The following is an 18,520-nucleotide window of genomic DNA, read 5'->3' as shown; positions in this document are numbered from 1 at the left end:
CAGATCTAAAAAACTCCGCAGCTCATATAACGAACTGCGGAGTTTTATTTTTTAAGCAGCCAGCTTAACTGGCACCCAACTAGGCTTACTTAGCCATTAATGCTGGGTCGGCCACCGCAAGAGCTTGCTGTTGTTCACTCAGTTTGGGGGTACGTTTCGCCAGTAAGTAGTAAAACAAGGGCGTCAGCAACAAACCAAACACGGTGACGCCGATCATTCCAGCAAATACCGCAACCCCCATTGCTTGGCGCATTTCAGCCCCCTCTCCGGTAGAAAACACCATCGGTACCACCCCCATAATAAAGGCGATAGAGGTCATCAAGATAGGCCGTAAACGTAAGCGAGACGCTTCTAGCACGGCGTCTAATACACTGCGACCTTGGTCTTGTAGCTCTTTGGCAAATTCAACAATTAGAATGGCATTTTTGGTTGCCAACCCGACCAAAACAATCAGGCCAATTTGGGTAAAGATGTTGTTGTCACCTCCCCATAACAGTACGCCACTAATCGCCGATAACAAGGTCATAGGAATAATCAAGATTATCGCCATTGGCAACCGTAGGCTTTCATATTGCGCCGCCAACACCATAAACACCAAAATGATAACCAAGGGGTAAACCAGCATGGCCGTATCACCCGATAGTTTTTGTTGATAGGTTAACTCGGTCCACTCGTAAGTCATCCCTATTGGCAGGGTCTCTGCCAAAATTTTCTCTATGGCTGCTTGTGCCTCACCCGAGCTATAGCCTGGAGCTGGCCCACCATTAATTTCTGCAGTGGTATAGCCGTTGTAATGCATCACGCGATCGGGGCCAGCGGTATTGCTGACATCAACAAACGAACCTAGCGGGATCATAGCGCCACGATTATTACGTACTTTAAGCTGACTGATTTGCTCTGGCGACTGCCTAAATGACTCATCGGCTTGCACCTTCACTTGATAAGTTCGGCCAAATTTATTGAAATCATTCACATAGGTAGACCCCATATAAGCCTGCAAGGTAGCAAACACTTCATCAACCGATACCCCCTGCTGCATGGCTTTGGTTCTATCTAAATCTAACTCCAACTGCGGAACCTTGACCTGATAACTAGAAAACACTCCAGCTAACGCTGGCGTAGCCCAAGATTTTTGCATTACCTGCATGGTGACCTTAGCCAGCTCTTCGTATCCCAAGTTGGCTCTATCTTGGATCTGCAATCTAAAGCCACCAATCGTCCCTAAGCCCTGTACCGGCGGTGGCGGAAAGATAGCAATAAAGGCCTCTTGAATACCGGCAAATTGTTGATTTAGCGCCCCAGCAATGGCGTTCGCTGACAAACTGGGATCTTGTCGCTGGTCAAAATCAGCTAAAGGCGTAAACAAAATGGCGCTGTTAGGGCTGTTAGTGAAGCCGTTAATGCTTAAGCCCGGGAAAGCGACCGCATGCTCAACCCCAGGTTGAGCCAGCGCAATCTCTGACATTTTCTTAACAACAGCTTCGGTGCGCTCCAGCGATGCAGCATCAGGTAATTGAGCAAAAGCGACTAAGTATTGCTTGTCTTGTCCCGGTACATAACCCGTCGGAGTGGTCTCAAACTGATAAGCCGTTAAGCCCAGTAAACCCACATAAATAATCCCAACAACCGCCGCTAAGCGAATGGTTTTCTTAATAACGCGGCCATAGGCATTGGCGCCTTTATTAAACACACGGTTAAACGGCGCAAAGATAAACTTACCAAAAAGGCTGTCCATAATGCGGGTTAAACGGTCTTTAGGTTCGTCATGCCCTTTCAGCAACAGAGCCGCCAAAGCCGGACTCAAGGTTAAAGAGTTAATCGCCGAGATAAAGGTAGAAATGGTGATGGTTAAGGCAAACTGCTTATAAAACTGCCCAGTTAAGCCCGACATAAAGGCAGTAGGAATAAACACCGCCGCCAATACTAAGGTGGTGGCCACAATCGGGCCGGTCACTTCTTTCATCGCCCGCTGGGTTGCGGCGACTGGGCTTAAGCCCTCGGCAATGTTCCGCTCAACATTTTCAACCACTACAATGGCGTCGTCTACGACGATACCAATTGCCAATACCAAGCCAAATAACGATAAGGCATTCAGTGAAAAACCTAATAAATGCATGAAAGCAAAGGTGCCTACCAGCGACACCGGCACCGCCACTAATGGAATAATCGACGCGCGCCACGTTTGTAAAAACAGCACCACCACCAATACCACCAGCAGTACCGCTTCAAATAAAGTTTTAACCACCGCTTCAATTGAGCCGCGTACAAACACCGTAGGATCGTAGACTGTGTCGTAGCTCAAACCTTCAGGGAAGCTTTTTGCAAGTTCAGCCATACGCGCTCGAACATCTTCAGAGATCTGAATCGCATTAGAGCCAGACGCTTGAAATACACCAATCGCAATCGCGTCTTTATTATCCAGTAACGAGCGTAAGGCATAGCTATTCGCCCCTAATTCAACTCGCCCAACATCTTTTAAGCGACTCACTTCGCCTTGCTCGCCAACTTTAATAATGATGTCTTCAAACTCGCTAATGGTACTTAGACGGCCTTTAACGTTAATCAAAATCTGAAAGTCAGACTCACCGCTAGGTTGCGCGCCTAAGCTACCGGCTGCCGCCTGCTGATTTTGCTGACGAATTGAGTTAATAATTTGGTTGGGGTTAAGCCCTAAAGACGCCACTTTGTTTGGGTCTAGCCATATCCGCAGGCTATATTCACCCGCCCCAAATAAACGCACCGCACCAACCCCTTCGATGCGCGCCAATTCATCTTTCACATTTAGCGCAGCGTAGTTCGACAGATAGAGTAAGTCGTAGCGATCTTCAGGAGAGCTTAAATGCACCACCATGGTTAAATCAGGCGACGACTTCTCGGTGACAATGCCTAAACGCTGCACCGCCAAAGGCAAACGGGGCGTAGCGCGATCAACTCGACTTTGCACTTGAGTTTGCGCTTGGTCTACGTCGGTACCAATGGCAAAGGTAACGGTGAGAGTCATGCGGCCATCAGAGGTCGCTTGCGAAGACATATACAACATATCTTCAACACCATTAATCTCTTGCTCTAAGGGTGAAGCCACTGTTTCAGCAATCACCTTAGGGTTGGCACCAGGATAGTTAGCAGTAACTACCACCGTAGGCGGCACCACTTCTGGGTATTCTGTAATGGGCAATTGCCATACAGCTATCGCACCGCCAATAAACATCAACAACGATATGACCGCAGCAAAAATTGGCCGCTTAATAAAAAACTGAGAAAACATAAGCAAACTTATCCTTGTTGAACGGGCGCATTAGCCTTTAAGCTTAACTGCTGATTCTGTTGGTCTAGCAACTGTTGGGATTGACGCAAACGGCCAAGCACTTGCTCACTCGCCATATTGGTCGCTATCGGAGTCACCTGCATTTGTGGGCGCACTCGCTGAATACCATTAACCACAATTCGTTCTTCGCCAGATAAGCCCTGCAATACAATGCGTAGACCATTAATTTGTTCGCCCAGCACAACCGGTCGATACTGCACTTGATTGTTGTCATCCAATACCAAAACAAACTTATTGTTGAGGTCAGTTCCCACTGCCTTATCGTCAATCAGTATCGCTTGATAAGTGCTGCTGCCAGCGATTTTTAAACGCGCAAACATACCCGGTAATAGCTCACCGGTTTGATTACTAAAACTGGCCCGCAATCGAATAGTGCCGGTATCGCCAGCCACTACATTGTCAATGAAATCAATTTGCCCTAAATGCTTAAACTGAGACTCGTCGGCCAAGGCCATTTGTACGGCGGCGATCATTTCTTGATCACCAGACATGGGTAATACATTGCTAAGCTCTTGATACTTTAAAAAGCTTTGCTCATCGACATCGAAATAGGCATGCATGTGGTCAGTAGAAACAATACGCGTTAATTGGCTAGCGCCTAAGTTTACGTAGTTACCTTCGGTGATCAGGGCATTTGATACTCGACCACTAATCGGGGCGCGCACTTCGCTAAACTCAAGATCAAGACTGGCTCGCGATAAAGCGGCACTAATTGACGCCACCGCGGCGACACCTTGCTCTCTCGCCGATAAGCGATTATCTAAAATCTCATCTGAAATGGCATTTTGTTGATTCAAAGACTGAGCCCGTTTATAGCCCTTTTTGGCCAGTTCTAAACTGCTTTTAGCACTGACAAGCTCTGCCTCTAAGCGCGCCACTTCTGCGGCAAAAATTCGATTATCTATCTTAAATAACACTTGGCCTTTTTCCACCAAGCTGCCTTCATCAAATAGAACTTGGTCGATATAACCGGATACACGCGGTACCACCATCACGGTTTGCGGTGCTCGTAAGCGCCCGGTGTAAAGATCGGTTTCGGTAATCCGCTCAACGATGACTTCGGCGACATCGACACTAGGTGGTGGAGGCACTTGAGTCGTGGCGGCTTCGGGCTTTCCACAAGCGATTAATGAAAGACTAAAAGCACTAATTACGATGAGTTTTGCTAAGCCATAAACTGAAGTCATCTCTGATCCCTCAAGTGATGAATAATTGATAGTGATATGATGTTTCTTTTTGTACTGGGTGGTATGTTAGTGCGGAACTATGATCAAGATCAAGTTATTTTTGTACCTATCGGTATTTAATGTTGTAGACACTTTAGGGCCACTTAGTTATGATCGCTAGATACATCCATGAGGTTTACCTATGTCTCCAAAATGCTGTTCACCTATCGGTCGCCCACGTAGTTTTGATGCTGATAAAGCACTAGAGATGGCCCTAGAGGTATTTTGGCAAAAAGGCTATGAGGGGGCGTCGCTTAGCGATTTAACCCAAGCAATGGGTATCAATAAACCGAGTATGTACTCAGCGTTTGGTAATAAAGAGCAGCTTTTTTTACAAGCGATTGAGCTCTACGAAAAACGCCCTCAGGCATTTTTTTTTCCGGCCCTAGAGCAGCCAACTATCTATCAAGTGGTAAAATACATGCTCAATGGGGTAATAGAAAACCTGTGTGATCCTAAGCAACCGCAGGGCTGTGTCATTGTACAAGGGGCTTTGTCGTGTAGTGAAAACGCCAGCACCATTAAACACGCGTTACAAGAACGCCGCGCTCAAGCGAGCCTTGCTTTGCAACAGCGCTTTGAACGTGCGCAGCAAGAAAATGATTTGTCAGCTACGGCTAATCCCGAAGCCCTGGCTCACTACCTTGCCACTATTTTACAAGGTTTAAACGTACATTCCACCAATGGGGCCACCCGCCAACAACTAGAGCAAGTCGCAGAACTCGCCATCGCCACCTTTACCCGCGAGTGTCTGCCACCGAGCACTTAGGGTGATAATAAATTGCTTTGGTTTTGGCGTCGATAACGCCCCGGAGACACCCCAAAACTCTTCTTAAATCGGTGAGCAAAAGCAAAACCATCTTGATAACCCAACTGGCTGGCAATCACCTCTATCGACCAACGGCTCTCTCTCAATAAATAACTTGCGTGTTCTAAGCGCAAGCGAGTTAAATACTGTTTGGGGCTGGCTTTAAACTCTTGCTGAAATAAGCGATAGCAATGCGCTTCCGATACCGACAAACGCTGCGCCATTTCGGCCACCGACCAAGGGTAATGTAACGAAGCCCGCAACTGCTGCTCTAAATTTTGTAGCGGGCTGGGCTCAAGATGCTTTAACGGGCTTAGCACTTGTAACAAATAACGCTTTAACAACTGTGTTAAGGCCGATTCAATTAGCGGATCCGCTTTATGCTTCCCCTCTTCATCAAGCAGCAGCTTTAAGCACTGATCGATATGATGGCTTGAGTTAATTTTTAGCACTTGCGCTTGTTTTGGGAAACGGTACCAGCTGATATCAGCCGAAAACAAAAACCAATTATGCCGCCAAAAGTGGCTCGCCAAACTAATCGCGTAATGGCTTCCGCCAGGCAAAATCAGTAACTCATTAGGGCCGATACGCTGCTGTCCCTGCGGTGTATGTAAGTTTCCTAAGCCGGCCATTGAGATAACTAATAGATGCTCCTCAGGGGCACGCCGGCTCACTAAATACTCGCCACGCAAATAAGAGACGCCAGCCAAGCTGATTTGTAACTTAGTTAATTCAGAGAATCGCTCGGTGGTTAAAAAGCGCTCTACACAGCCGGGGCCGATATCAAACTTGTCTTGCCAGTAACGCTCGCTCATAAATGATAGTTTTGAACATGTTTTAGATAGCTTCAATTATGTGCCATAACCAAGCTATAAGATAGGATCGCTCCAATATATACCGACTAACCAGTTTACTTGGATAGTCACAACTAGATGTAAGTCACATTTTTCTGAGGTTGTTATGCACACATTACCTATTTCATTGAATCGCTCATGGCTAGAGCAGTTCTGGAAACTGGCTTGGCCAATATCATTGCAAGCAGTACTGCTAAGCCTATTAGGTTTAGTGGACGTGCTGATGGTGGCTACCATAGGTGATGCAGAAGTAGCCGCTGTGGGTTATGCCGGCAGAGCCTTTTTTGTAGCGATAGTGATCCTCAATGGCTTTTCAACCGCCTGCGCTATTTTAAGTGCCCAACACTGGGGTACTAAAAACTGGACCGCCATTGGCCGCACCGTGGCGATATCGTTCTATGCCGGCTTATTGTTTACCCTCGCCACCTTGGCTTTTATGGTGTTTAGCCCAACCACCATTATGCAATGGGGCAGTAATGACGCCCACCTTATCGCCATTGGTAGCGAATATATTCGCGCCACCGCGTTGATGGTGCTGTTCACTTTGCCCGTGATCTTATTTGAATCGGCCTTACGTGCCTCGGGCAATACCAAACTACCTTTATACATTAGTGTGTTTGCGGTGGTGGCTAACATCGTACTCAACCAAATACTGATTTTTGGTATGGGGCCGATTCCGGCAATGGGCATTGTGGGCGCAGGGGTTGCCACCGTGATTGCGCGTTTATTGCAGTTAGTGATTTTATGGGCTTGCTTAAAGTGGCAATCACATCCACTACTCAGAGTATGTTTCATCGGTTTTTGGCAGTTTAGCCGAGCAGAGATAGTTAAATACGCTAAACTTGCAGTGCCTTTAGTGATTAACTTTAGCATTTGGTCGAGTGGCGTATTTGTATTTGCTACCTTGTATGGTCAGCTAGGGACAAACGCCTTAGCCGCAATGAGCCTAATTAGCCCTATTGAAGGGATCGCTATCTCGTGTTTTATGGGCTTCTCCAGTGCTTGCTCTATCATGGTAGGCAATAAACTGGGCGCCAATCAGTTTAAACAAGCATGGGTTGATGCGCGTTTAGCACTATTGGTAAGCCCAATAGCCGCCATTGCGATAGGTGTGGCACTTTGGTTACTGAGCTACCCCTTACTCAATTTATTTGGTGCATTGCAGGCCGAGACCTTAGCATTAGCCCAACAACTGGTGTTGATATTGGCAGCATCAACGTGGTTGCGTATTTTTAACATGGTACTGATCAACGGCATCTTGCGCAGTGGTGGTGATAATAGCTTCTGTTTAATGTCGGATACTTTCTGCCAGTGGGGCGTAGGCTTAATGCTAACGTCTATCGCTATTTTTGTGTTTGATGTAAGTTTAATTACCGCTTTTTGCATTGCGCTTAGCGAAGAAGTATTTAAGGCTATATTGTGTTTTTGGCGGATGAATCAGAAAAAGTGGCTACGTAACCTAACAATAGAGCCACTTGCCGAAACTAACTGATTAGACCAGAAAAATGCTGCCATTTTCTGCGAAAACACTATAATTATCGAAAATGTCGAGTAGTTAGCACACTAATGCTGAATTAATGTGCTAATCTTCTCAAGATAACAAGTTCTATAATTTAAGCTGGTTTTTCAACGAAGATGACTAATAAATTCTCAATTTTGTTACTCAATGGTCCAAACCTAAACTTACTGGGCAAACGTGAGCCAGAAGTTTATGGTAAGCAAAGCTTAGACGATATTATTGAACAGCTGCGCGGCCAAGCCTCCGAGATGGGAGCCACCCTCTACGACTTCCAATCAAATGTAGAAGGCGAGCTGATTAATCGAATTCACCAAGCCATGGGAGAGATTGATTTTATTCTTATCAATCCTGCGGCTTTTACTCATACCAGTGTGGCGCTTCGTGATGCCCTGCTCGGTGTGAGCATTCCATTTATAGAAATTCACCTATCTAACGTGCATGCACGTGAATCCTTCCGCCACCACTCGTTTCTCGCTGATAAAGCCGAAGGGGTTATTTGTGGTTTAGGAAGTCAAGGATATCAATTTGCTTTAACTGCGGCGCTTACCAAGCTGCAGCAATAGTTATTTAATTAACCTAATACGATAAAGAGAGCCCTTATGGATATTCGCAAGATTAAAAAATTAATCGAATTAGTAGAAGAATCAGGTGTTGCTGAATTAGAAATCACCGAAGGTGAAGAGTCAGTCCGCATTAGCCGCAACTTTACTGGCGCTGCCACGGTTTATTCTCCTGCGCCTGTTGCCGCACCAGCAGCTGCGCCAGTAGCCGGCGCTCCAGCAGCCGTTGAAGCCGCTCCAGCAGCAACTGGCCACCAACTATTATCACCAATGGTAGGCACCTTCTACCGTTCTTCATCGCCTGAAGCGCAACCTTTTGTTAAAGAAGGCCAGCAAGTTAATGTAGGTGATACGCTTTGTATTATTGAAGCCATGAAGATGATGAACCAAATCGATGCCGACAAAGCTGGCGTAGTAAAAGCCATATTGGTTGACGACGGTGACGCCGTTGAGTTTGATGAACCGCTATTCATCATCGAATAAAGAGGCATTTTTATGCTAGATAAAGTAGTTATTGCAAACCGTGGTGAAATTGCCCTACGGATATTGCGCGCCTGTAAAGAATTAGGCATTAAAACGGTGGCAGTGCACTCTACTGCCGACCGAGACTTAAAACACGTATTGTTAGCCGATGAATCCATTTGTATTGGTAAGCCTGCAGCCTCGGAAAGCTATTTAGATATTCCGCGTATTATTGCTGCTGCTGAAGTGACCGATGCTGTGGCAATTCACCCGGGTTATGGTTTCTTATCTGAAAACGCAGAGTTCTCTGAAATTGTAGAGAAAAGCGGCTTTATTTTTATTGGCCCTAAAGCTGAAACCATTCGCATGATGGGTGATAAAGTTCAAGCCATTAAGGCCATGAAGAAAGCCGGCGTACCTTGTGTACCAGGTTCAGATGGGCCTCTAGGCAACGACAAGAAACAAAATGCAGCGGTAGCCAAACGTATCGGTTACCCGATAATCATCAAAGCTGCTGGCGGCGGTGGTGGTCGTGGTATGCGCGTCGTTTACAACGAAGACGAGCTAGAAACCTCTATCGACTTAACCCGCTCTGAAGCCGGTTCATTCTTTGGTAACGACATGGTCTACATGGAGAAATACTTAGAAAACCCTCGCCATGTTGAGGTTCAAGTATTATCCGACGGCCAAGGTGGCGCGATTCACTTAGGTGAACGTGACTGTTCTATGCAGCGTCGCCACCAAAAAGTGGTTGAAGAAGCACCAGCACCGGGTATTACCGAAGACATGCGCCGTAATATTGGTGAGCGTTGTACTCGTGCCTGTATCGAAATTAATTATCGCGGTGCCGGTACCTTTGAATTTTTATATGAAAACGGCGAGTTCTACTTCATTGAAATGAACACCCGTATTCAAGTTGAGCACCCGGTAACCGAAATGGTAACAGGCATCGACTTAATCAAAGAGCAACTGCGTATTGCTGCTGGTCAACCGCTATCATTTAGCCAAGATCAGGTGAAGCTAACTGGTCATGCTATTGAATGTAGAATCAACGCCGAAGACCCAGACACCTTCATTCCATCGCCAGGCCGGATAAATCGCTTCCACCCACCAGGTGGCATGGGGATTCGCTGGGATTCGCACGTCTATGCTGGCTACTCAGTACCGCCATACTACGACTCAATGATTGGTAAGCTGATTACCTATGGTGAGAATCGTGATATTGCTATCGCTCGCATGAAAAATGCCCTGTCTGAACTGGTTATCGATGGCATTAAAACCAACGTGCCTTTACAGCAAAAAATTATGCAAGACGAAAACTTCCAATTTGGTGGCGCTAACATCCACTATTTAGAGAAGAAATTAGGTCTGTAGTTAGTCTGAAAAATATAAAGCCTTAGTCGTGATACTAAGGCTTTTTTTTGGCTTTAAAGTCACTCACTTACCTGACATTAACGGCTTTAATCACCATCACCTTTAACGCCTCAAAAACGGCTAAAGCCGCTCCTGTTTGTACGTTTAGACACTCTCTTTGCACCAAAAATGTAACAACTACGTTACAGTAGGCCTTGCTTCGGCATAACTTTACTGATGCATTTTTGAGCATTTGAATTACACTTATAAGACTTTAGTTAGAGCAAAGTTATGCTTTGGGAAACGATAATTTAGTTAATATTGAAGAGTTGGATTACCTAGATAATATGATAGTTAAGCCTATATATGAGTTATTACCCAGCATGTATATTGCGGCGGGTTCAAGCTCGGTTTTATGGACAAACTCAACCTTGGGTATTGCAGGGGGTGGTTTGCTGTTTTGCTTAGGCGCCATTGTTTGGGTGATGCGCTCTAACTTTAGGCGCCAAGATCAAGCCCACGCGCCAGCCAAACGCTTTACTATCCCTGAATCCTTATACGAGTTTATTCCATTCTTTTTTATCGCGGTGGCAATAACCTTACTCTCTAACCAACAGAATATATTGGGTTTTGCGGTGGCGTTAATATGTCTTTATCGCGGCGCCTCGCTCTTGTACCTACGTCATCGATATCGCCAGCAAGCTTGGCAACACGTAAAAACAGCAAGCGCTGTCAAACGAAAAGCACGCATGTGAAAAGTTAATTAGTTGTTATAAAATTGACCAGACTATGATTTACCTCTATGGTAAAGCAGTGCATACAGATTAAAGGAAGACGCTTATGCTACCAAGAGCAATATATGAACTTCTACCTAGCGGCTATTTAACCGCAGGAACAGGCTCAATGCTGTTGTTAGAGCCTTGGCTTGCTCATGTAGGCGGTGCATTGCTTTTTGCTATAGGCGCTTTAATCTGGGTACTTCGCTCTAACTATCGCCGCTACGACAAACACAAGAAGTCTTTTGTCACCAAACACAAAGTACTACCTGAAGCGATCTACGAGTTTATTCCTTTTGCGTATCTAGCCAGTGCGGTGTTACTGCTCAGCATAATAATGACTCTACCTACCGTGATTATTGCTTGCGCTGCTTGCTTCCGTGGCTTACAGCTTCTTCAAAAACGCTCACACTATCGCAACCGTGGCCTTAGCCCAGCAAATTGATAGTTAACCATCAAGCGACTAAAATTTTTAGATGCTAAGCGCAAACTAACACAGTAAACTTGCCGCCTAATCTAGTAGAGGAGCGGACAATGCCTTGGATCCAGCTAAAAATTAACGCCACAAAAGATACTGCCGACACCATTGGTGACATATTAATGGAAACCGGTTGCCAAGCCGTTACCTTTTTAGACCGTCACGACACCCCTGTATTTGAGCCCTTGTTAGGGGAAACCCCTCTATGGGGTGATACCGACGTACAGGGTTTATATGACGCAAGCACCGACATGGCCCCCATCTTAGCTTTTTTGCGTGAAGCTAACATCGTAGATGACAACAACCACAAACTTGACCAGCTAGAAGACAAAGACTGGGAACGCGAGTGGATGAAAGATTTTCACCCCATGCAGTTTGGCGAACGTTTATGGATCTGCCCTAGCTGGACAGATGTGCCTGACCCAACAGCCGTCAATGTAATGCTAGATCCGGGCTTAGCCTTTGGCACTGGCACCCACCCCACTACCGCCTTATGTTTAAAATGGCTAGACCAGCTAGACCTCAGTGGCAAAACCGTGGTGGATTTTGGTTGCGGCAGCGGTATATTGGCCATTGCAGCCATCAAACTAGGCGCTGAGCGCGTAGTAGGCATTGACATCGACCCTCAAGCCTTATTGGCTAGCCGCGACAATGCAGAGCGCAACCAAGTTGCCGACAAGCTAGAGCTTTACCTGCCTAAAGACCAGCCTAACGACTTCCAAGCCGACATTGTGGTCGCCAATATTTTAGCTGGCCCACTCAAAGAATTGTCAGAAGTGATACTTGCTTACCTAAAACCACAAGGTTCAATCGCATTATCGGGCATATTAGATGAACAAAGTGAGTCAGTATTAGCCGCTTATCAAACACAGTGCGATATGGACGCGGTTGTTCTTGATCAAGAATGGTGTCGATTAAGCGGCATAAAACGCTAAGTTATCCTTTTTTGTGGCAGGTTTCTTATCTGATAAGGCTTCCTGCCATATTCCTCGACTAAAAATCCAGCTTTTTTTTTGAAAAATGTTCAAAATATAGCCTTTTCAGCGTGCCAAAAAAGTCGTAAACTACGCCGCCCTGAGATTGAGAAGAACGCGAGTTATGAATATAGGCAGTTATAAACTGGACAATCCGGTGATATTAGCTCCTATGGCTGGCATTACTGATCAACCTTTTCGCCGTTTGTGTTGGCGACTTGGTGCGGGGCTTACGGTTTCAGAGATGGTGTCCAGTAACCCTAGGGTGTGGAATAGCCAAAAATCGCTGAACCGTATGGTTCACCTAGATGAATGCGGTATACGCAGTGTTCAAATAGCCGGAGCAGATCCACAATTGATGGCACAAGCCGCTCAACATAATGTAGCGAACGGTGCGCAAATCATTGATATCAATATGGGTTGTCCTGCGAAAAAGGTAAACAAAAAGTTGGCGGGTTCTGCGTTGTTACAACAACCTGAATTAGTCGCAAAGATTCTTGATGCTGTGGTACAGGCTGTTGATGTGCCGGTGACCTTAAAAATCCGAACCGGATGGTCACCAGAACATCGCAATGCATTGGTTATTGCCAAACTTGCAGAAGCAGCTGGCATTCAAGCCTTAGCCATACATGGTCGGACGCGAGCATGCATGTATAAGGGCTTGGCTGAGTACGACACCATAAAAGCAGTAAAGAAAGAAGTCTCAATACCTATTGTGGCAAATGGTGATATCACCACACCGGAGCAAGCCAAACATGTGTTGGATTACACCGGGGCGGACGCCATCATGATAGGTCGTGGAGCTCAAGGTAACCCTTGGCTTTTCAGAGAAATTAATCACTTCTTAGCCAGTGGTGAGCATTTAGATGCACCAGCGGCAGCAGAAGTGAAGGAAGTAATGCTTCACCACTTAGACAACCTATATTCACACTATGGGGAGTACCAAGGGGTACGTATCGCTCGCAAACATGTGGGGTGGTACTTGAAGCAATTAGCGGACACGGACGAGTTTCGTAGCCAGTTTAACCAGCTTGAATCAGCCCTGGTACAAACGTCCGCGATAGAGCAGTTTTTCGAATAGTTGTTGATCATTAATTAAATAAAAAGAGCGTCAAGTATGTTTGATTCAAATACCACCACAAACACACTTTCTACTATGACTAGCAGTGCTACTAGTACTGAAGTGAAAGAACGTCCATTACGCGATTCTGTTGAGCAAGCATTGCGCAACTACTTCGCCCAGTTAAATGGCGAAGATGTGACAGAACTGTACGAATTAGTACTATCTGAAGTTGAAGCTCCGTTGCTTGACGTAGTTATGCAATACACTCGTGGTAACCAAACACGTGCTTCAATCATGTTAGGTATCAACCGTGGTACTTTACGCAAGAAGTTAAAAAAATACGGCATGAACTAAACACCTGTTCATAAGCTATTGATTAAAAAGCCGAAGTGATTTTCATCACTTCGGCTTTTTTGTGTGTAATGCGCCGCGCACACGATAAAGTTTGTCTTCACAGACTTAATCCTAATGCTGGCCAGTGCGCTGCACGCACATCATTGTGTTGTTACATGCTATTGCTGACTCAAAACATATAGCGATGATAAAAAATACCCCCGCAAAATAAAAAGAAGGAGAAAAAGAAAGCTGCAAGATAATAATTACCGAAGAATATTCCTAAAGGACCGAATAAGAAAAGCACAACTACTATCCATGGCGGAACAAACTCGACTGGCCATATATAAGCCGCCGTAGATATGCCAATAAAGTAGGTCAACACCCATTGAAAAAATTGAGAAAGAAATACTACTTTTACCCTCTCAATTATCACTTGTGTACCTCCCCTTGTTCTACGTTTAATAAATTGCGGTATCTCTTCTAAGAGGGGTTTCAGCATCATTATTGAGACCTGCACATCTTACTGCTATGCCTTCGCCGTCGCCAAATATAGCCCCTCCAGTTGGGGGCGTAATTTATTATGATTGCATAAAAATAGAATCGTCTTCAAGACCCCCATTTCGTAGAACACCTTGCACACTGGAAAACAACCAGCGTAAGCCAGTTAGCTTTGCCATGCTGCGACCGGTTAGGCTGTAAAAAAGTGGACGATATAAATGACCAAACAAATACCGATGACGAACCAATCGAGCGCCATTACTGACATAGGTTTTCGAATAGGGGAAAGATATTTGCCAAAACCAACCCAAAGCAAATCGTTTTTCATATTGTAAGCACATTGAGCAATGGGCAATATAAGCACCCAACGCGGTACACTCGGTTGCGAAGCCATTAGCAGCAACATAACAGCCCCCAAAAAGAATAACTCTCCACTTAAATGTGTCATCATCCAGTAAAGATTATCTGGTCGCTTTGGTATTTTACCAAAACGATATTTCTCTGGGCTTCCAGGGAATGGAAGCTTATCGATCATCAATTCAAAACCGAAGGGAAGCATAAGAAAATAAAGCCCGTGCACAATAAGTGCAATAAACTGAATATTGCCGATCTCTACAGATGCGCTTAGCGCGTAACCTTCATTGTTTATACAATAAAAAATAAAGAAGGCGACTGTTCCAAAGGGGATGAGTAAAGAGATAGCCGTGATCGCTGCGCCTCGCGCGCTGCGGTAAGCGAGTAACTTAGATGAACTTATCTCAGCCTCGTTAGCTGACTCGTAATCATTGCTGGGCATAAAGTTATTCTCCTTGGTGGGTAGATGCGGCCCACACTAAGCGACTTAAATAATGTAAGGCAGAAACAAAGCCAACGGTGTTTTACCCGACTTGCCCCCTCCTTGTTAGCCGTTTACTCATGATAAAGACACCGCGCTTTTCAAGTCGACAATAATCTGATGCTTTATTCCTGCTTGGTTCACACGACCTTTTATATCGTTAGCTGCAGATAGGGAGAGAAGCGTTCCCAACGCTTATATCTACGACCAGAATGTATTTGTCTAAACCTAAACAGCTCAACAAGCCTAATAGGCTGACCTTCATAAACGCCGCGCCAACAACCGTTTACAGTATTATCAGGGCGATGACTCCAACGAGTATAGCTTCTTATCCAAGGGGGGCGTGTCTTGAATTAACCCGTTTACAGCACACAATAGGGTTATAGCCTCATCAAAAAATGACTGACTTTTTGCCAGGTTAATAGTGCGCAGCTGTCTCTCTTCCTCAGATTAGGCCTAAACGAGTCATTTATTAACCAAATTAATGGAGACAACCAAAATACCCGCGTAAGTAGCACCGCTCCCCGCCTAAATAGCGTGTTACGTCAGCATTGATGTAGTAGGATGCCCTCTCAATAAGAAACGCTAACAGACTGATTTAATTTGCTATTGTTGACAGTGCAATGCTCTTGGGCGGGTTTATTGAGTTTTTATGTTGGGATCATTGATACAGGTATTGTTGTATGGACAAAGTTGGGCGGATGGGCGAATTTACCAATCCAATGATGGAGATGGCCTTCCGGAAAAAAGAGTGGGAGCAACTCAAACAACGAATGATTTTTGCTAGCTTTGCCGGAGGCTTAGCCTATTTTTTCGCTATTATTGGTGATGTTATGGTGACTAACTCTGAATCAATGCTGAGAGATTTATTGATTATGAGATCGTCGGTATTACTCATTGCGCTGGCTGTTGGGGTGTGTGGCTTTTTTTTAAAAGAATACACCACGCTGTTAAACAAGATTATTTGTGGGCTTCTATTTTTCGTTTTGCTGGGTGAATCAGCAGAATTAACGATCAAGGCGGAATTGTTTGAGTATGTAGGTATTCCAGGTGTGTCGATCCTTGTTCTATTGTTCTACCTTAGCTTCCCTCCGCGATTTATAAGCGTGTTGGCTGTTTGCCTTACCGGTAGTAGCCTCTATTTATTCACCTGCGCTTTGTTAGGGTATGCCTCGGTCAATTATATATACACCTCGTTGCTGTTCCTGCTGGTTGTAAATGGTTTTGGTGCCTACGTTTATCTTCAATTTTCTATCCTTCGCCGGCGTGAATACAGTGCGCTTGAAGAACTAAAGAAGAATGCCGAAATAGATGCCTTGACCCAAGTGTATAATCGCAGAAAGGTGCTAGAGCTTGGTGATGGAGAGATTGGCAAAGCTAATAATTTTGGTCATCAGTATTCTGTCATCATGATTGATGTCGACAACTTTAAGAGTGTTAATGATATCTATGGGCATGCCGTTGGCGACCAAGTGTTACTTGAAGTGGCCACCCGATGCCGCAAGCTATTACGCGAGGATGATATTTTTGGACGATTTGGTGGAGAAGAGTTTGTGGTTTTTTTACCGCGAACCAACATCAATACCGCCCTTGTTATTGGTGAACGCTTACTGTCAGAAATTTCAAGTGCACCTTTTGAAACCAATAAAGGATCACTGCTGGTAACAATGAGCTTAGGGGTAGCAGCACTAACAGCGGCGAAAGAAGCACCAAGAAAGCTATTAGAAATGGCCGATGAAGCGCTATATGAGGCGAAGAAAACCGGAAGAAATAAAGTGTGTACCACACACCAAGTGGCTAAGAGCAGTAACATGGTGTTGCCCAATACCCCAATAGCAGCGCTATAAACACGGTTATAACTAACCACTTTTTAGCGAAGACTCAGCGTTGGTGGCTCTCATAGCGTCAACACTGTTAATAGGGTTAGCTATTTACTGGGTCGTAACTGTGCAAAAAACCGCTAACCCAAGCACAAGCGGGGTTAGCGTTTTGTTTAGCCAAGCATCTTACGTGCGGCTTCAACCACAATATTTACCGCTTGGTGCTCGGTATTTTTCATTAAGCTTTCGTCTGGAATTTCTTGCTGAGTGCGGTTAACAATAACACCAGCAACACACCCTGCCTTTAAGCCTTGTGAGGCACACATGGTAAACAAGGTGGCGCTTTCCATTTCAAAGTTAAGCACGCCCATGGCTTGCCACTCTTCCATTGATCCTTGAAAAGCTTTAGTCACTCGACCAGATACGGTGTCGTAGCGCTCTTGACCCGGGTAGAAGGTATCACTCGATGCGGTAACTCCTACATGGCAAGTGGCTTTAGCCTCAATGGCTGCACTGTGTAAGGCTTGCATACAAGAAAAATCGGCCACAGCGGGAAACTGCATAGGCGCAAAGTGGCTGCTGGCCCCGTCTAAGCGCACCGAGGCAGTCGTGACGATAACATCACCCACATTGATGTTGGTTTGAATAGCGCCGGTGGTGCCTACCCGTAAAAAGGTGGTAATTCCTAATTGGGCTAACTCTTCAACCGCGATAGACGTAGACGGCCCGCCAATACCGGTAGAGCACACCACGATTGGGGTTCCACCTAACTGACCAAGATACGAGGTAAACTCGCGCTGCGAAGCCAAAAATTCGGGCTCTTCAAGTAATGAGGCGATGCGCTCTACTCGCTGGGGATCGCCTGGGATAATGGCCAAGGTGGCCCCTTTTAACATCTCAGGGTTTAAGCCTAAATGAAATACACTCGCTTGCTTATTCATGTCTACCTGCTTGATTTCGTCCTATGATTGATGCCAGAAGCATAGGACGATAACTGCGCAATAAGTGTGAAACGTCTCGCATTTGAGTTTAACTTAGCCCAAATAAGCTTGATAATAACTGCTTATGTTGATTGAGAGCACGTTCTACTCGCTACGCCAATATTTCGGTTCTGCCTGACTTAAACAGCAATAATTTTGTCAATAAACGAACTTTTCGTCAGCGGAGTGTTCTACACTATCTTGAAACAGTTTTTGTGCTTACTTGAGGTAACAACCATGAATAAACAGCTTATTATCGGTTTAACACTTGCGTTGGGGTTAACCAGCTGTGCCAGTAATCAATCGGAGCCAAGCATGGATTTAGCCGACAGCCGTTGGTATATGACCGGTGACTTTTATAATATTGCCGATATTAAATTGCCAGCCTTCACCCTAGAAGAAAATGAAAAGGGTTATAAAATATCTGGCACGACAGGTTGTAATAACTTCTTTGGCCAAGCCGAATGGGATGGCAAGCAATTAACGGTTAACCAGCCCATTGGCATGACCCGTATGTTATGCGAAGAAACCTCAAACAAAATAGAAATGGAATTTGTTCAAGCATTAGATCTGCCGATCATCAGTGACGGCGAACACTTGCGTTTAAACAACGGCGCGATGTTTAAACGCGTTCCTACTAATTAAGTATTAGT

17 protein-coding genes are annotated in these 18,520 nt (G+C 45.3%); 12 read left to right on the top strand and 5 right to left on the bottom strand.

Going from position 1 to position 18,520, the window contains the following annotated elements; translation table 11 throughout:
- Positions 1-85 precede the first annotated feature (85 nt).
- On the bottom strand, positions 86-3,265 hold the full coding sequence (locus tag ACVFI8_RS13065; RefSeq protein WP_457871558.1) for an efflux RND transporter permease subunit: 3,180 nt from the start codon (positions 3,263-3,265) through the stop codon (positions 86-88).
- 8 nt (positions 3,266-3,273) lie between these two features.
- Positions 3,274-4,512, bottom strand: a complete 1,239-nt coding sequence (locus tag ACVFI8_RS13060; protein ID WP_457871557.1) for an efflux RND transporter periplasmic adaptor subunit — start codon at positions 4,510-4,512, stop codon at positions 3,274-3,276.
- 181 nt (positions 4,513-4,693) lie between these two features.
- On the opposite strand from ACVFI8_RS13060, the gene ACVFI8_RS13055 reads away from it, so the two are divergent.
- Positions 4,694-5,320, top strand: a complete 627-nt coding sequence (locus ACVFI8_RS13055; protein ID WP_457871556.1) for a TetR/AcrR family transcriptional regulator — start codon at positions 4,694-4,696, stop codon at positions 5,318-5,320.
- On the opposite strand, the gene ACVFI8_RS13050 is transcribed toward ACVFI8_RS13055, so the two are convergent.
- A complete protein-coding gene (locus tag ACVFI8_RS13050) occupies positions 5,317-6,174 on the bottom strand; it encodes a helix-turn-helix domain-containing protein (protein ID WP_457871555.1) in 858 nt (285 codons plus the stop codon). The genes ACVFI8_RS13055 and ACVFI8_RS13050 overlap by 4 nt on opposite strands.
- Before the next feature lie 145 nt (positions 6,175-6,319).
- Between ACVFI8_RS13050 and ACVFI8_RS13045 the strand changes: the two genes are divergently transcribed.
- The 9 genes from ACVFI8_RS13045 (at position 6,320) to fis (ending at position 13,752) form a co-directional block, all read left to right on the top strand.
- Complete coding sequence (locus ACVFI8_RS13045; RefSeq protein ID WP_248713057.1) at positions 6,320-7,705, top strand: MATE family efflux transporter; 1,386 nt, start codon at positions 6,320-6,322, stop codon at positions 7,703-7,705.
- A 143-nt stretch (positions 7,706-7,848) separates the two neighbouring features.
- Positions 7,849-8,295, top strand: a complete 447-nt coding sequence (gene aroQ / locus ACVFI8_RS13040) for a type II 3-dehydroquinate dehydratase (protein ID WP_248713058.1) — start codon at positions 7,849-7,851, stop codon at positions 8,293-8,295.
- A gap of 36 nt (positions 8,296-8,331) precedes the next feature.
- Entirely contained in the window at positions 8,332-8,775 is a 444-nt protein-coding gene (gene accB, locus ACVFI8_RS13035) for an acetyl-CoA carboxylase biotin carboxyl carrier protein (RefSeq protein WP_248713059.1), read from the top strand.
- 12 nt (positions 8,776-8,787) lie between these two features.
- Entirely contained in the window at positions 8,788-10,128 is a 1,341-nt protein-coding gene (accC, locus tag ACVFI8_RS13030) for an acetyl-CoA carboxylase biotin carboxylase subunit (RefSeq protein WP_248713060.1), read from the top strand.
- A 275-nt stretch (positions 10,129-10,403) separates the two neighbouring features.
- Entirely contained in the window at positions 10,404-10,862 is a 459-nt protein-coding gene (locus ACVFI8_RS13025; RefSeq protein WP_457871554.1) for a hypothetical protein, read from the top strand.
- A gap of 85 nt (positions 10,863-10,947) precedes the next feature.
- Entirely contained in the window at positions 10,948-11,328 is a 381-nt protein-coding gene (locus ACVFI8_RS13020; protein WP_248713062.1) for a hypothetical protein, read from the top strand.
- Between the two features lie 89 nt (positions 11,329-11,417).
- Positions 11,418-12,296 (top strand): 50S ribosomal protein L11 methyltransferase, encoded by an 879-nt coding sequence (gene prmA / locus ACVFI8_RS13015; protein WP_457871553.1) that lies wholly within the window; start codon positions 11,418-11,420, stop codon positions 12,294-12,296.
- 163 nt (positions 12,297-12,459) lie between these two features.
- On the top strand, positions 12,460-13,416 hold the full coding sequence (gene dusB / locus ACVFI8_RS13010; RefSeq protein WP_248713064.1) for a tRNA dihydrouridine synthase DusB: 957 nt from the start codon (positions 12,460-12,462) through the stop codon (positions 13,414-13,416).
- A gap of 36 nt (positions 13,417-13,452) precedes the next feature.
- Positions 13,453-13,752 carry a DNA-binding transcriptional regulator Fis gene (fis, locus tag ACVFI8_RS13005; RefSeq protein ID WP_248713065.1) on the top strand — a complete coding sequence of 100 codons (300 nt, stop codon included), beginning with the start codon at positions 13,453-13,455 and terminating at the stop codon, positions 13,750-13,752.
- Between the two features lie 670 nt (positions 13,753-14,422).
- Here the strand turns inward: fis and ACVFI8_RS13000 are convergent.
- Positions 14,423-15,028 carry a hypothetical protein gene (locus tag ACVFI8_RS13000; RefSeq protein ID WP_457871552.1) on the bottom strand — a complete coding sequence of 202 codons (606 nt, stop codon included), beginning with the start codon at positions 15,026-15,028 and terminating at the stop codon, positions 14,423-14,425.
- Positions 15,029-15,750: 722 nt separating this feature from the next.
- On the opposite strand from ACVFI8_RS13000, the gene ACVFI8_RS12995 reads away from it, so the two are divergent.
- Complete coding sequence (locus tag ACVFI8_RS12995) at positions 15,751-16,914, top strand: GGDEF domain-containing protein (RefSeq protein ID WP_457871551.1); 1,164 nt, start codon at positions 15,751-15,753, stop codon at positions 16,912-16,914.
- 146 nt (positions 16,915-17,060) lie between these two features.
- Here the strand turns inward: ACVFI8_RS12995 and udp are convergent, their stop codons facing one another.
- Positions 17,061-17,828 (bottom strand): uridine phosphorylase, encoded by a 768-nt coding sequence (gene udp, locus ACVFI8_RS12990; RefSeq protein WP_457871550.1) that lies wholly within the window; start codon positions 17,826-17,828, stop codon positions 17,061-17,063.
- A gap of 276 nt (positions 17,829-18,104) precedes the next feature.
- Here udp and ACVFI8_RS12985 point away from each other — a divergent pair, with 276 nt between their 5' ends.
- Complete coding sequence (locus tag ACVFI8_RS12985; protein ID WP_248713069.1) at positions 18,105-18,512, top strand: META domain-containing protein; 408 nt, start codon at positions 18,105-18,107, stop codon at positions 18,510-18,512.
- Positions 18,513-18,520: the final 8 nt, after the last annotated feature.

It is taken from the genome of Agarivorans sp. MS3-6, from assembly GCF_054112545.1.
The sequence above is the reverse complement of the archived record's forward strand: the minus strand, read 5'-3'. Positions and strand labels throughout refer to the sequence as shown.

Bases quoted from the DNA above. Each gene is read 5' to 3' on its own strand.
- ACVFI8_RS13050 (WP_457871555.1), bottom strand. From the start codon at position 6,174: ATGAGCGAGCGTTACTGGCAAGACAAGTTTGATATCGGCCCCGGCTGT.
- fis (WP_248713065.1), top strand. From the start codon at position 13,453: ATGTTTGATTCAAATACCACCACAAACACACTTTCTACTATGACTAGC.
- ACVFI8_RS12995 (WP_457871551.1), top strand. From the start codon at position 15,751: ATGGACAAAGTTGGGCGGATGGGCGAATTTACCAATCCAATGATGGAG.
- prmA (WP_457871553.1), top strand. From the start codon at position 11,418: ATGCCTTGGATCCAGCTAAAAATTAACGCCACAAAAGATACTGCCGAC.
- aroQ (WP_248713058.1), top strand. From the start codon at position 7,849: ATGACTAATAAATTCTCAATTTTGTTACTCAATGGTCCAAACCTAAAC.
- udp (WP_457871550.1), bottom strand. From the start codon at position 17,828: ATGAATAAGCAAGCGAGTGTATTTCATTTAGGCTTAAACCCTGAGATG.
- ACVFI8_RS13020 (WP_248713062.1), top strand. From the start codon at position 10,948: ATGCTACCAAGAGCAATATATGAACTTCTACCTAGCGGCTATTTAACC.
- ACVFI8_RS13060 (WP_457871557.1), bottom strand. From the start codon at position 4,512: ATGACTTCAGTTTATGGCTTAGCAAAACTCATCGTAATTAGTGCTTTT.
- accC (WP_248713060.1), top strand. From the start codon at position 8,788: ATGCTAGATAAAGTAGTTATTGCAAACCGTGGTGAAATTGCCCTACGG.
- ACVFI8_RS13055 (WP_457871556.1), top strand. From the start codon at position 4,694: ATGTCTCCAAAATGCTGTTCACCTATCGGTCGCCCACGTAGTTTTGAT.
- ACVFI8_RS13000 (WP_457871552.1), bottom strand. From the start codon at position 15,028: ATGCCCAGCAATGATTACGAGTCAGCTAACGAGGCTGAGATAAGTTCA.
- ACVFI8_RS13045 (WP_248713057.1), top strand. From the start codon at position 6,320: ATGCACACATTACCTATTTCATTGAATCGCTCATGGCTAGAGCAGTTC.
- dusB (WP_248713064.1), top strand. From the start codon at position 12,460: ATGAATATAGGCAGTTATAAACTGGACAATCCGGTGATATTAGCTCCT.
- ACVFI8_RS12985 (WP_248713069.1), top strand. From the start codon at position 18,105: ATGAATAAACAGCTTATTATCGGTTTAACACTTGCGTTGGGGTTAACC.
- accB (WP_248713059.1), top strand. From the start codon at position 8,332: ATGGATATTCGCAAGATTAAAAAATTAATCGAATTAGTAGAAGAATCA.
- ACVFI8_RS13065 (WP_457871558.1), bottom strand. From the start codon at position 3,265: ATGTTTTCTCAGTTTTTTATTAAGCGGCCAATTTTTGCTGCGGTCATA.